This window comes from Serratia sp. EC4, assembly GCF_059652115.1.
This window is the reverse complement of the sequence record NZ_JBNIDE010000007.1, coordinates 154,857-168,428: the sequence shown is the minus strand read 5'-3', so window position 1 is coordinate 168,428 and position 13,572 is coordinate 154,857. Positions and strand designations below refer to the sequence as shown.

Genomic DNA, 13,572 nt, shown 5'->3' with positions numbered 1-13,572 from the left:
GTGCCCCCGGCTTAGCGATACAGCGCCAAAAGCTCGTTCACTTTACTGCGGCCGAGAATGTTGCGGCTGATTGTGCGGCGCGCTTTCACCACATACAGCGCAGCATGCTGGTACCAGTCGCGCGTCAGCTCGGTATCGTGATTGGAGATCAATACCGGTACCTGGCTCTCTACCGAGAGCTGGTGCGCCAGATGCGCCAGGCTCTGCTGATCGGCGATGCTGAAGCTGTTGGTGTGGTAAGCGGTGAAATTCGCCGTCGCCGACAGCGGCGCGTAAGGCGGATCGCAATACACCACGGCACCGGCCACGGCCTTCGCCATGGTATCGCGGTAATGCTCGCAGACAAAAGTGGCATTGCGCGATTTTTCGGCAAACCAGTAGAGCTCTTCTTCCGGGAAGTACGGTTTCTTGTACCGGCCGAACGGCACGTTGAACTCGCCGCGCAGGTTATAGCGGCACAGGCCGTTATAGCAGTGACGGTTCAGGTACAGGAACAGCAGCGCCCGGCGGTAAGGCTCGGTGCTAGTATTGAACTCTTCTCTCAGCAGGTAAAACTGATCCGAGTTATTGAATTCATCGGCGAAAAGCGTGCGGGCATCGCGCACGAAGTCATCCGTGCGCAGCTTAACGATGTTATACAGGTTGATAAGATCGCTATTGATGTCGGCGAGAATGTAGGCGTCGTAATCCGTATTCAGAAAGACGGATCCCGCACCCACGAAGGGCTCGATTAAGCAGTCTCCCGCCGGCAGATGGCGACGAATCTCATCTACCAGCGGGTATTTTCCACCAGCCCATTTTAAAAAAGCGCGGTTTTTCTTCATGCCGTCAATTAGCTACTTATACAATTCAGAGCGGCGGATTGTACTCTGTTTCAGACAGCACATCAGCGCACAAATTTAAATGATTTATTTTTTAAGATCTTGCTGCACTTGGTGTACAGGTCGGACCCACGGTTTTTTCGCCTGCACATCCGCCGGCAACGAAGCAATGGCGCGCTTCGCTTCTGCGGAAGAAGCATAGTTGCCGCTCACCAGCACGTACCACGGCTTGCCGTCACGCTTGGTGGCGTACACCAGGTAATTCTGCAGTTTCTGCTGTTTGGCGTAGGCGTTCAGCGTATCGGAACGCGAAGCGCTGCTCAGTTGCAAGGTATAGTGGCTGCCCGGCGCAGACTGCAGAGAGCTGCCGCTGCTGGCGACCGCTCCCGCTTTCGCGGTGGAAGACGGCTTGGCCGGCGGCGTATACACCGTGGTCGGTGATTTATGCTGCGTTGCGGTCGGTTTGGCGGCGGCGGTTTTCGCCGGCGTTTTATGCTGTTGCGGCGCGGTTCCCTGCACAGGACGCGTCGCTTCGCGCGCTGCGGCACCGCTCATCACCGTCGCCGGTGCGGTCGGCAACGTCGACGCTGCGCCAGTCATGCCTTGGGTCGCCGCATCCACCTGCCCCTGCTGCTGCGACAGCGCATCCGCCATGTTGCCCGGCAAATCGACGCGCTGCTGCGCACCGCCCTGCTGAGGCTGCGTTTGCGCTTCGGTCGGCGTGCCGGAGATCGGCGGAACGCTGACGTTCTGCGGTTGCTGCGGCTGAGTCGCGCTCACGCCGTTGTTATCGTGGGTATCCGTCGTGCCGCCCGGCACGCCGTTGTTGGCGGTGGTCAGCGACGAAGAACCGGACAGGTTGATATCGCGGGCTCCGCCGTTTTGCGCGCCGTTCTCCTGAGCCGCTTCATGTTTGGTCGGCGCCTTCAGGGCTGAACCGATGCCGATAATCAGCAGCAGCAGCACCAAAATGCCGATGCCAATCATCAAATGTTGGCGCGAAACGGCGAAGCGCGGCGCGGCGGCCGGCTTGCGCGAGCGCGTAGGGCGACGATCGCTGCTATCAGGTCTGAGATCGTCTTCCGGTTTAAACTCGTCCATCTGAAACCCTCCAACTAGAGGCAAAAGCCCGCCACCGTAGACCTACCGTGGCACGGGCAGATTAACCCGATGATGGCAAAGCGACACCCGTCGTGCTCTGCTCACTGTATTAATATAGATGCAAATGGCGGCTAAGCCACTGTTACTTAGTCCGATTTAATTACGCGCCCGCTCAGGCAGGCAGGCGGCGATCGACGCCAACACCAGCTCATGCCCTACGCCGCCGCGCACTTCCGCCGCACCGATCGCGGTCGGCAGCACCAGACGCAGTTCACCCGCCAGCACTTTCTTGTCGCGCAGCATGTGCGGCAGATAGGATTCCGGCGTCATTTCCTGCGGCCCGCAGACCGGCAAGCCGGCGCGCAGCAGCAGCGTTTTGATGCGCTCGATGTCTTCAACGGAGAACTGGCCGAGACGGTGCGCGGTTTCCGCCGCCATCACCATGCCCGCAGCCACCGCTTCGCCGTGCAGCCATACGCCGTAGCCCATTTCGGCTTCGATGGCGTGGCCGTAAGTATGGCCAAGATTCAGCAAGGCTCGCAGGCCGCTTTCGCGTTCGTCGGCGGCCACGACCTCGGCCTTGAGCTCGCAGCAGCGGCGGATACAGTAGGCCAATGCCTGCATATCCAGCGCCATCAGCGCATCGATGTTGTTTTCCAACCAGACGAAGAACTCGCGATCGAGGATGATCCCGTATTTGATGACTTCTGCCAGGCCGGAAGAGAGTTCACGCGTCGGCAACGTTTTCAGGCAATCCAGATCAACCACCACCGAAGCGGGTTGATAGAAAGCGCCGATCATGTTTTTGCCGAGCGGGTGGTTGACGGCGGTCTTGCCGCCCACGGAAGAGTCCACCTGCGACAACAGCGTGGTGGGAACCTGAATGAAGCGCACGCCGCGTTGGTAGCACGCGGCGGCAAAGCCAGTCAGATCGCCGACAACGCCGCCGCCGAGGGCGATCAGCGTAGTATCGCGCCCGTGCGGTTTTTCCAGCAGCGCCGAAAACACCTGCTCCAACACCGCCAGAGATTTGTACTGCTCACCATCAGGAAGGATCACCTGATCCACCACGACGCCGCCCTGCTCCAGCACCTGCCGGACACGCTCCAGATAAAGCGGCGCCAGGGTCTGGTTGGTGACCAACATCGCTTGCTCACCCGCCTTCAACGGCATAAAAGAAGCCGGATCGTTGAACAATCCGGCGGCGATGGTAATCGGGTAGCTGCGCTCCCCAAGCGTTACAGTAATTCTCTCCATGTCGCGCTCAGTTCTCTGTATGGTGCGGCGGTGGTTGATCCCCGCAACTGCGGGGAACACAAATCAGTTATCCGCATTGGCCGACGGCGAACGCGGAAAGCGGCAATCAGTTGCTTTCCAGCATGTTGATGATCTGGTTGGCAACCACTTTAGCGCTCTGATCGTCGGTGCGGATGGTGACATCGGCAATCTCTTCATACAACGGATTGCGTTCTTTCGCCAAGGCTTCCAGCACTTCACGCGGCGGAGAATCGACCTGCAGCAGCGGGCGTTTTTTATCACGCTGGGTACGAGCAAGCTGCTTCTCGATCGTGGTTTCCAGATAGACCACCACGCCGCGCGCGGACAGACGGTTGCGCGTTTCGCGCGACTTCACCGAACCGCCGCCGGTCGCCAACACAATCCCTTGTTTTTCCGTCAGTTCATTAATGACTTTTTCTTCACGATCGCGGAAACCTTCTTCCCCTTCCACGTCGAATACCCAGCCCACGTCAGCTCCGGTACGTCGCTCAATTTCTTGATCGGAGTCGAAGAACTCCATATTGAGTTGCTGAGCTAACTGACGGCCAATAGTGCTTTTGCCGGCACCCATAGGCCCAACCAGAAAGATATTGCGTTTCTCTGCCATGTTTTTCGGTATTACTAAGACAATTCGTTAATGTTAACCCGCCCCGCCAATCAAATCAGCGGCGGGACCTAAACTGAAACCTCATGAGCGATAGTGCGAGATCAGACGAAAAATTATCTCAACACTCTTGGTAGTTTGGCAACCGAATAAATCGCAATCCACGCCGCGGGAGGGAAACCATATGTTTTTAACGGCGTCTTGACGCTAACAAAAAACCTCGGTGCTCAATTCGGTAACCCTTGTAAGCTAAATCGGCCGCAGCGTCAAACGCAGATCCCCCCAAGGGGATAAAAAAGTGTATCTGCTCATCAACTTTAGGAGATTTGCCGCCCAGCCGACAGGCAGCCGCTTATCCCTTAATCAGAGTCGGCGTAATGAAGATCACCAGTTCGCGTTTTTTCTGTTGTGCGCCGCTTTGCCGGAACAAGCCCCCCAGCAGTGGCGCATCCCCCAATCCCGGCACCTTGTCCGCCGTCTTGCCGCTATGCCGTTGAAAAATACCGCCGAGCACCAGGGTTTCGCCGCTTTTCACCGTGATCTGCGTCTTAATCTCTTGTTTATCGATGGTCAATGCCTCACCCGCCCCGCGGCTGATGGCGCGCCCCGGCATATTTTGGCTGATGTGCAGCGTCAGCGTGATGCGCCCGTCCGGCAACACTTTCGGCGTCACCTCCATGCCCAGCACCGCCTCTTTGAACTCGATGGCGGTCGCACCGCTGGCGCCGCTCGACACTTCATAAGGGATCTCCGTCCCCTGTTTGATGCTGGCGGTTTGCAGGTGCGCCGTCAGCAGGCGCGGACTGGCGATGATCTCCACCTGATTCTCCTGCTCCAGCGCCGTCAGCTCGAGGCTCAACAAACGCCCGCTGATGCGCGCCAGATGAAAACCGGCGTTCACGGCGCCGCGTTCCAGCGGCAGATTGACACCGACATTGCCCGGCCGCAACGGCCGCGCCGGCCTGTCGTCGGCCGCCAACCCCCAACGCACGCCAAGCTCACGCAGGCTTTCGCGGTTGATCGTCACGATATGCGCCGCCAGTTGCACCTGCGCCAGCGGCGCGTCCATTTCCGTTATCCGCTTTTTCAACTGCGTCAGGATTGGCGCGGTGTCGCGCAGCAGCAACGTATTGGTGCGTTTATCCGCCAACACGCTGCCACGCTCGCTCAACAACGCGCCGCGTTGGGCGTTGAGGCTTTCGGCAATTTCCGCCGCATCGCCGTTCTGTAACGTCAGGGTCAGGCTGTGCAGCGGTTGCCGCTGCGCCAACGCCTCTCGCTGCTGCCTTTTTTCCTGCGCGTCCGGCTCCGGCGAGATCAGTATCACGTTGCCTTCCCGCGTCATCGCCAGTTTGCCCATGCGCAGGGTCAACGCCAGCGCCTGAGGCCAGGGCACATTCTCCAGCCGCAGCGTCAGGTTGCCGCTCACGCCGGGCGCGGCGATCAGGTTCATCTGCCGATAATCCGCCAACGCCTGCAGGATGACCGTGACCGGCGCATCCTGAAATTCCAGGGAAACCCGCTGCTTATCCTGCGCCTGCGCGGTGCCGAGCGTCAGGCACCACAGCGCCACGGCCAATCCAGCACATCCTTTCATGGTTTGCCATCCTTGTTGTCCATCATGAGCGAGACGTCGCCCTGGCTCGCCGGGCAATCCGGTTCGGCCGTCAGCGCCGTTAACGTCAAGCTACGCGCCTGCACCTGTGTCACCTGCCAGCGCTCGGCCAGCACCCGTTGCTGCGGCCGCAGGCGCAACCATTGTCCCGCCGGCGTCACCACCCAGCCATAGCGCAGCGTCGGTTGCCCGATGACGCCTTTCAGTCGCCAGCTCGCCGGCGACGCCTCCGTTTGGGCACAAGCAGGCATCGGAAGCGGCGCAAACGGGTCGCGCGGCTCAGCGCATAGTGCCCATGGCCACAGCAGCCACCACCAACGGCCGGGTCTTTTACTCATTGGGCTGATCCTCGGCGGCATCCTGCAAAACCAACCGCGCCGTCATGCCAAGGGGCGGCGTCTCCACGCTCAGCTGCTCGAGGCGTAAATCGGCGGGCAGCGCCTCCAGCAGCGCCAGCAAACCGGCGTAGTCAATGCGCAAGCTCAGCGTTTGCCTCGGCGGTTTTTCCTGCCGCTGCCAACGCAACAAGGCGCCTCCCGCCCGTTGCAGCACGCTCGCCAGATCGCCGTTGGTGGACGGAGGAAGCGGCGCCGCCGGGATAGCGGTTTCCGGCACCTCGTCCAGTTGGCGTTGCACCATGGCGATCTGTTGCAACAGGCGCTGTTGCCGCTCCCCCGCGCTTTCCCGCTGACGCCATTCGTCTTGCAGCATCCAGCCACCGCCCAACAGCGCCAACGTGCCGATACCCAACCCTTGCGACAGCAGCAATAGCCAGCCCGGCAAGCTCAGCCAGAGGCGCAGCCCGGATGACAAACGGTTATCCATCACGCCCCCACTGCGCCGCCAGATGAAAGGTGTACAGGCCGTCGTCGCGTTGCGCCACCTCAGCCAAACGCAACCGCGGCAACGCAGGCATCCCCGCCAGCCGCCGTTCGAACTGCGTGATGGCCGCAGGAGAACGGCTCAATCCACGCAGCCGCAGGCCATTCACCGCATCGCTCTCCAGCGCCGTGAGCCACAGCGGTGGAGGAATGCTGGAGGACAATTGCTGCAGCAGATGAAAATAACGCCGGTTATGCTGGGCGTTGCTCGCCTGCCGTTCGGCGCGGGCGCGGTGCAGCGCCCGCTGCGCCCGCTCTTGCTGTTGCTGACGGGCGAGCAACGTCAGTGCCGCCAGCTCTTCACCCAGCATCGCCAGCCGCGCCTGCCGCAGCGCCTGTTGGTGACGCAATTGGCCGGCGACCAGGAACAGCGCCAGCAACAGTGCCGTTACCTGTAACATCAGCACGCCCAACCAGAAATAGCCGCGTCGCCGATCGCGGCGTTGTCGCCAAGGCAGAAAGTTGACCTGATACATCAGCGATCCTCCTCGCGCAGCGCCAGGCCACCGGCCAACGCGAACGCCGAAGGATGCGCAGGCAACGGCGGACGCAGCTGCGTGAAGGCGCTGAGCGGCGACCAGGCAAGGCAACCGGCGGGCAAGGCTCCCGCCAGCACGCTGCCGGCATAGACCGGCCGATCGTCGCCCGCCGGCATCTGAGCTTGCAGCGCCCGCAGCGCCTGCGCGTCATCGTCGCCCGGCGCCAGACCAAAAGCGAACGCGCCGTCGGCCGGCGCCACCCACAGCCATTCTCGTTCGAGACGGTGCATCAGCCCCGCAGCGGGCGGCACGCCTGCCGCCGTCGCCATCATCCGCAGCGCGCAGGGGGTGATATCGACCGCTTGCGGATGCAGGCCAGCCTGACGCAGACAATGCAGCCACTGCTGCAGCTCCTGCCGCCGCGCGGCGGTCAGCAACAGCGCCGCCTCATCCGCCGGCGCGGTGCGATAGTCGAGCGCCAGCGTCTGGCCGTCGAGCGGAAACTGCTTCACACCGTGGCCGCCGATATAGTCGCTGCGTTCCGGCTCGCGCAGCCGCACGTCCGGCTGCGCCATGCGTTGCTGCAACACGCGCTGCGCCGGCAGGGCAATGCGTAAGGAAATATGTCGCGGCAGTTGGACGCGCCATTGCCGCAGCGCCCGGATCAGGAATTCAGAAGGTTCCAGACAGCCATCGCGTAAAACCGCCTGCGGCAGCGCCTGCTGCCACCAGTGGCGCAACTGCCAGCCGTTGCGGCGGCGTTGGGCCGCCACCGCCCGCACGCAGTCGATTTGTATATCCAGCCCCACCTGCCATGCTTGAGGGAACATGTTTCGCAAGCCTCCATAACATCAGATGATAAAAGAACATATCCATGTCGCAGGCTTGCCTTTATACTACCGCGCGGTTGTTTATAAACTGCCCAAATGACTTAGAAATGGGAAATCTCAGGTGAAGTTCGTAAAGTATTTACTAATCCTTGCAGTATGTTGCATCGTGCTGGGAGCAGCCTCGATTTTCGGCTTGTACAAATATGTCGAGCCGCAGCTGCCCGACGTCGCAACGCTGAAAGATGTGCGGCTGCAGATACCGATGCAGGTCTACAGCGCCGATGGCGAACTGATCGCCCAATACGGCGAGAAGCGCCGCATTCCGCTGAAACTGGATCAAATTCCGCCGGTGATGGTGCACGCATTCATCGCCACCGAAGACAGCCGCTTCTATGATCACCATGGCGTCGATCCGGTCGGCATCTTCCGCGCCGCCTCCATCGCGTTGGTCTCCGGCCACGCTTCGCAGGGGGCCAGTACCATCACCCAACAGCTGGCGCGTAACTTCTTCTTAAGCCCGGAACGCACCCTGATGCGTAAAATCAAGGAAGCCTTCCTGGCGGTGCGCATCGAGCAGATGCTCACCAAGGATGAAATCCTTGAGCTGTATCTGAACAAGATCTATCTGGGTTACCGCGCCTACGGCGTAGGCGCCGCCGCGCAGGTCTATTTCGGCAAAGACGTCAGCCAGCTGACCCTGAGCGAAATGGCGACCATCGCCGGCCTGCCGAAAGCGCCGTCCACCTTCAACCCGCTCTATTCGCACGATCGCGCCGTTGCCCGCCGCAACGTGGTGCTGTCGCGCATGCTGGACGAACACTACATCACGCAGGCGCAGTACGATCAGGCGCGCTCCGAAGATCTGGTCGCCAATTACCATGCGCCGGAAATCAGCTTCTCCGCGCCGTATCTCTCCGAGATGGTGCGTCAGGAGATGATCAAGCGTTACGGTGAAAACGCCTATACCGACGGTTACAAGGTTTACACCACCGTCACCAAACGGCTGCAGTTGGCGGCGCAGGAGTCGGTACGCAACAACGTGCTGGCCTATGACATGCGCCACGGTTACCGCGGCCCATCCAACGTGTTGTGGAAAGTCGGCGAAGCGGCCTGGGATCGCAAACAGATTGTCGATTCGCTGAAAAACCTGCCGAACTACGGCCCGCTGGCGCCGGCGGTGATCACCGCCGCCAACCCGCAGGAAGCGACGGCGATGCTGGCCGACGGCAGCAGTATTGCCCTGCCGATGGCGACCATGCGCTGGGCACGCCCATACCGTTCGGACACTCAGCAAGGCCCAACGCCGAAACGCGTCACCGACGTAGTGCAGGCCGGCCAGCAAGTGTGGGTGCGTAAAGTGAACGAAGCCTGGTGGCTGTCGCAGGTGCCGGACGTCAACTCGGCGCTGGTCTCTATCAACCCGAACGACGGCGCGGTGAAAGCGCTGGTTGGCGGCTTCGACTTCAATCAGAGCAAGTTCAACCGCGTCACGCAGGCTCTGCGTCAGGTGGGCTCGAACATCAAACCGTTCCTGTACACCGCCGCGATGGATAAAGGTCTGACGCTGGCCACCATTCTGAATGACTTGCCGATTACCCGTTGGGATGCCGGCGCCGGCACCGACTGGCGGCCGAAGAACTCGCCGCCGACCTACGACGGCCCGATTCGCCTGCGACAGGGGCTGGGGCAGTCGAAGAACGTGGTGATGGTGCGTGCGATGCGCGCGATGGGCGTCGACTACGCGGCGGAATATCTGCAGCGCTTCGGCTTCCCGGCGCAGAATATCGTGCATACCGAATCGCTGGCGCTGGGGTCCGCCTCCTTCACCCCGATGCAGCTGGTGCGCGGCTACGCGGTGCTGGCGAACGGCGGTTATCTGGTCGACCCGTACTTCATCACCAAAATTGAAGACGATAACGGCAATACGGTGTTCGAAGCCAAACCGAAAGTGGTGTGCGGCAGCTGTAACCTGCCGGTGATCTACGGCGACACCCACCGTTCGGCGGTGCTGTCCGACGACAACATCGAAAACGTCGCCACCTCGCAGGAAGGCAACAACAGCACGGTGCCGATGCCTCAGCTGGAGCAAGTCACCCCGGCTCAGGTACAGCAGGACGGCGATCAACAGTATGCGCCGCACGTCATCAGCACACAGCTGGCCTTCCTGATCCACGACGCGCTGAACAGCAACATCTTCGGAGAACCGGGTTGGATGGGTACCGCCTGGCGCGCCGGCCGCGATCTGAAACGTCATGATATCGGCGGCAAAACCGGTACCACCAACAGTTCCAAGGACGCCTGGTTTTCAGGCTATGGCCCGGATACCGTGACTTCGGTGTGGATCGGTTTCGACGATCACCGCCGCGACCTGGGCCGTTCGACGGTATCCGGCGCCATCCCGGATCAGATTTCCGGCGGTGAAGGCGGTGCCAAGAGCGCCCAGCCGGCGTGGGACGACTTCATGAAAACCGCGCTGGAAGGCATCCCAGAGCAGAAAGTCACGCCGCCGCCGGGCATCATCAGCGTCACCATCGACAAGAGCAGCGGCAAGCTCTCTGGCGGTGGCGGCGGCAGCCGTTCCGAGTACTTCATCGAAGGAACGCAGCCGACGGACTACCCATCGCGCGATACCGGCACCACGTTGACCGATCCGGGCGGTGAAAGCCACGAGCTGTTCTGATCGAAAAGGGCCAGAGAAATCTGGCCCTTTTTTTATTCGGCGTGAAACGTATCAGCGCGACGCGCGCAAAAATGCCTCGGAAAGGAACAGCGCGCTGACGTTGCGCGCCTCACGGAAATCCGGTTCCGCCAGCAGCGCCATCATGTTGGCGATCGGCCAGCGCACCTGCGGCAAGGGCTCCGGCTCATCCCCCTCCAGGCTCTGCGGATAGAGATCGTGCGCCAGCACGATATTCATTTTGCTGGAAAAGTAGGACGGCGCCATCGTCAGCTTACTGAGAAAATCAAAGCGTTTCGCGCCGTACCCCACCTCTTCCATCAGCTCGCGGTTGGCCGCCTCCAGCACCCCTTCGCCGGGATCGATCAGCCCTTTCGGGAACCCCAGCTCATAGGATTCGGTGCCGACCGCATATTCGCGGATCAGCAGCAGGTCATCGCCAATCACCGGCACGATCATCACCGCTTCGCGATCCGAAGGCCGCATGCGTTCATACACCCGCCGAACACCGTTGCTGAATTCCAAATCGACCGACTCGACGTTAAACAAACGCGAACGCGCGACCGTTTCCACTTTCAGAATTTTAGGTTTTTGCAGGTGTTTATCCATGATTGCCTCAAAGAGGTTACCCAGGCGCGGACGGGGCAACCGAAAAAATGATTGGCGTAACGCACGGCTCGTTGGCGCTCAAACGCTGACCAAATTCGATCCTGATCACATTGTGCGTTAAGGGCAAGCTCCGCCGCAACGCGCATGAACAGTAATTTACTTTCTTTTAACAAGCGTAGCCAGCGGCCGGCGATTTTCCGTACTGATTCAGCAAACAGCGCGCAAGAAAATAGGATAATACCGATATCGACGGCAGAGACCGGTTGCTAGTATCACGCAGGCAAGAATCAGTGATAAAATGGCCTTGCGTCATGAAGGAATGAGATCCAGAGCGAGAATCTGTTTGTTCCCTCATTAGTTCTGGGTGCCTCCTGGCGGTTTACTCCGTATAATATTCAGCTTTTCATCAGGTTGGCGAAATTCACGGGTGTGAGATGGGGATTGCATGAGCACAATAGTGTTGATATTGGCCTTAGTGCTTGTCTGCCTGATTGCCGCCGGCCTGTACCTGTGGTTCAAGGCCCGCAACCCGTCGGCGCTGGCGCACGCATTGCCGTTTATCAAGCCTGCCCACCGCAAGCTGACCGACGAAGAGCGCGCCGCAGTCGAGTTCTATCTCAATCAGCAAAACAAGCTGAGCAACAAACTGTTGCCCGGCGGCGGCGCTACGCTGCCCGCGGCCAAGCTGGCGCTCACCCCGCAAAGCGATAACGTATATCCGGTCACGCACGCCATCACCCGCTACGGGCTGGCCAGCGACGATCCCAATAAATGGCGCTATTACCTCGACGCGGAAGAGGTGCATCTGCCGCCGTTTTGGGAACCCTATATCACCGCCGACAACCATGTGGAAGTGATCAGAACCCAGACGCTGCCGCTGGTGATTTCGCTCAACGGGCACTCGCTGAAAGATCATATTCACGATCGGCCGCAGCCGCCGGTGGTGGCCGCCACGCCGACCAAAAACGCGTCCATCCGCAAGGAAGAGAGCGAGCATGTCGAGCTGGTCAATATTCGCAAGGAAACGCCGGAAGAGCATGCGCTGAACCGGCCGAACGGCATCCGTGAAGCCGTCATCATCTCCGCCGCGCTGCTGCTGCTGTTCTTCAGCCTGATAAGCCCGGTGCTGGTTATCCCCTGGATGATTTTTGTGGCGGTGCTGATGATCGCCTGGGGATGCTGGAACCTGTTCCGCCGTCCGGCGTCGCGTGAGCTGAAAGAGATCCACTGCCTGCGCGGCACGCCGAAGCGCTGGGGCCTGTTCGGCGAGTCCGATCAGGGGCAGATCAGCAACATTTCGCTCGGCATCATCGATCTTATCTACCCGCCGCATTGGCAGCCGTACCTGACGCAGGATCTGGGCAAGACCACCGATGTGGACGTCTACCTCAATCGGCAGGTAGTGCGCCAGGGGCGCTTCCTCTCGCTGCATGACGAAGTGAAGAATTTCCCGCTGCAGCAGTGGGGCCGCAACGCGGTGCTGGTCGCCAGCTCGGCGCTGGTACTGCTGTTGCTGCTGATCTATATTCCGCTCAACCTGCCGCTTACCCTCAGCATGGCCTGGCTGCAGGGTGCGCAGAAAGTGGAAGTGACCAGCGTGCAAGCCCTGGAAGCCACGCCGCTGCGCATCGGCGACACGCTGAAAGTGCGCGGCAGCGGCATGTGCTATGTGCCGCCGCCGGCCAACGGCGGCGGCACCGTCAATTTTGCGCCGTTCGACTGCTCCGGCATCTATTGGAACAACGCCGCCCCGCTGCCGCAGCCGGAATCGGAAGTCATAGATAAAGCGACAGCCCTGCTGGCCACGGTCAACAGCCAGCTGCATCCGAGCGGCGCCGATCAGAAGGTCAACCCGCAGCTGGCCAGCGCCATCGAGAAATCCGGCATGATCCTGTTGGATGACTTCTCTGATATCGTTCTGAAAACACAGGATTTGTGCCAGGCAGAAAACGACTGCGTGCGGTTAAAAAACGCCTTGGTCAACCTGGGCAACGCCAAAAACTGGAGCGGCCTGGTGAAACGCGCCAGATCCGGCGCGCTGCAAGGCGTCAACGTCCTGCTGCGCCCGGTAAGCGCCGAGTCGCTGGAAAGCCTGACCAAAGTGGCCACGTCGTCGTTCATCTTCAATGAAACGCGCCTGGCCGCCGCGGCGCTCAACAGCCCGCCGCCGGGCGGTTTCCTGATCCGCAGCGATGAAGGCCGCCAGCTGGTCAGCCATCCGCAGTCTTCAGCGCCGCAGAGCGAATACAACGCCCTCGACCAGTGGAATGAGCTGCAGCGCCTTTCCACTCTGCTGCTGCATACCCCGTTCCAGGCGCAAGGGGTGATCACCAGCCTCAGCGTCGATGCCAACGGCACCCGCCACGTGGCGCTGCACAGCGAACCGGACATGATCACCCTGTGGCGCTACCTCGGCACCAGCCTGCTGTTGCTGGCGGTGGTCGTCAGCCTGGGCTATAACGCCTGGCGGCTGGTGCAGCGTCGGCGCATCAATCAGCACCGCGTCGCCGATATCCAGCGTTACTACGACAGCTGCTTCAATCCGCAGATCAATCCGATGTCGATGCGGCCGATGGCCTGAACCTGACGCCGGGCCTCCGCCCTGTCATCTGCTTATGCTACGCTAACGCTATTATTCTCATCTGCGGACCGCCCGTCGGTCCGCCCGTGGAGTTTT

12 protein-coding genes are annotated in these 13,572 nt (G+C 60.7%); 2 read left to right on the top strand and 10 right to left on the bottom strand.

Annotation, left to right across the window (positions count from 1 at the left end; all coding sequences use genetic code 11):
• Positions 1–11 precede the first annotated feature (11 nt).
• From dam to pilM, 9 genes are all read right to left on the bottom strand, one after another.
• Entirely contained in the window at positions 12–824 is an 813-nt protein-coding gene (gene dam, locus ACP39K_RS18855; RefSeq protein ID WP_004930319.1) for an adenine-specific DNA-methyltransferase, read from the bottom strand.
• An 84-nt stretch (positions 825–908) separates the two neighbouring features.
• The gene (locus tag ACP39K_RS18850; RefSeq protein ID WP_016930365.1) at positions 909–1,922 is read right to left on the bottom strand and encodes an SPOR domain-containing protein; all 1,014 of its coding nucleotides are present in this window, start codon (positions 1,920–1,922) and stop codon (positions 909–911) included.
• Positions 1,923–2,078: 156 nt separating this feature from the next.
• Positions 2,079–3,179: a 3-dehydroquinate synthase gene (gene aroB, locus ACP39K_RS18845; RefSeq protein ID WP_033639217.1), complete on the bottom strand. Its 1,101-nt coding sequence runs from the start codon at positions 3,177–3,179 to the stop codon at positions 2,079–2,081.
• 106 nt (positions 3,180–3,285) lie between these two features.
• Positions 3,286–3,807 carry a shikimate kinase AroK gene (gene aroK / locus ACP39K_RS18840; RefSeq protein ID WP_004391482.1) on the bottom strand — a complete coding sequence of 174 codons (522 nt, stop codon included), beginning with the start codon at positions 3,805–3,807 and terminating at the stop codon, positions 3,286–3,288.
• Positions 3,808–4,156: 349 nt separating this feature from the next.
• Positions 4,157–5,401 carry a DNA uptake porin HofQ gene (gene hofQ, locus ACP39K_RS18835; protein ID WP_048796869.1) on the bottom strand — a complete coding sequence of 415 codons (1,245 nt, stop codon included), beginning with the start codon at positions 5,399–5,401 and terminating at the stop codon, positions 4,157–4,159.
• Positions 5,398–5,757: a HofP DNA utilization family protein gene (locus tag ACP39K_RS18830; protein ID WP_028127614.1), complete on the bottom strand. Its 360-nt coding sequence runs from the start codon at positions 5,755–5,757 to the stop codon at positions 5,398–5,400. Before ACP39K_RS18830 ends, hofQ begins: the two co-directional genes overlap by 4 nt.
• On the bottom strand, positions 5,750–6,244 hold the full coding sequence (locus tag ACP39K_RS18825) for a hypothetical protein (protein WP_048796870.1): 495 nt from the start codon (positions 6,242–6,244) through the stop codon (positions 5,750–5,752). Before ACP39K_RS18825 ends, ACP39K_RS18830 begins: the two co-directional genes overlap by 8 nt.
• Entirely contained in the window at positions 6,237–6,776 is a 540-nt protein-coding gene (locus ACP39K_RS18820; protein WP_033639215.1) for a PilN domain-containing protein, read from the bottom strand. Before ACP39K_RS18820 ends, ACP39K_RS18825 begins: the two co-directional genes overlap by 8 nt.
• The gene (gene pilM, locus ACP39K_RS18815) at positions 6,776–7,609 is read right to left on the bottom strand and encodes a pilus assembly protein PilM (RefSeq protein WP_033639214.1); all 834 of its coding nucleotides are present in this window, start codon (positions 7,607–7,609) and stop codon (positions 6,776–6,778) included. The genes ACP39K_RS18820 and pilM overlap by 1 nt, the downstream gene beginning before the upstream one ends.
• Before the next feature lie 121 nt (positions 7,610–7,730).
• Here pilM and mrcA point away from each other — a divergent pair, with 121 nt between their 5' ends.
• Positions 7,731–10,289 carry a peptidoglycan glycosyltransferase/peptidoglycan DD-transpeptidase MrcA gene (mrcA, locus tag ACP39K_RS18810; protein WP_031300057.1) on the top strand — a complete coding sequence of 853 codons (2,559 nt, stop codon included), beginning with the start codon at positions 7,731–7,733 and terminating at the stop codon, positions 10,287–10,289.
• Between the two features lie 51 nt (positions 10,290–10,340).
• Here mrcA and nudE read toward each other — a convergent pair whose 3' ends face one another.
• Positions 10,341–10,895, bottom strand: coding sequence for an ADP compounds hydrolase NudE (gene nudE / locus ACP39K_RS18805; protein WP_015379304.1), 555 nt, complete (start codon positions 10,893–10,895; stop codon positions 10,341–10,343).
• Positions 10,896–11,340: 445 nt separating this feature from the next.
• Between nudE and ACP39K_RS18800 the strand changes: the two genes are divergently transcribed.
• Positions 11,341–13,476: an intracellular growth attenuator family protein gene (locus ACP39K_RS18800; protein ID WP_028127610.1), complete on the top strand. Its 2,136-nt coding sequence runs from the start codon at positions 11,341–11,343 to the stop codon at positions 13,474–13,476.
• Positions 13,477–13,572: the final 96 nt, after the last annotated feature.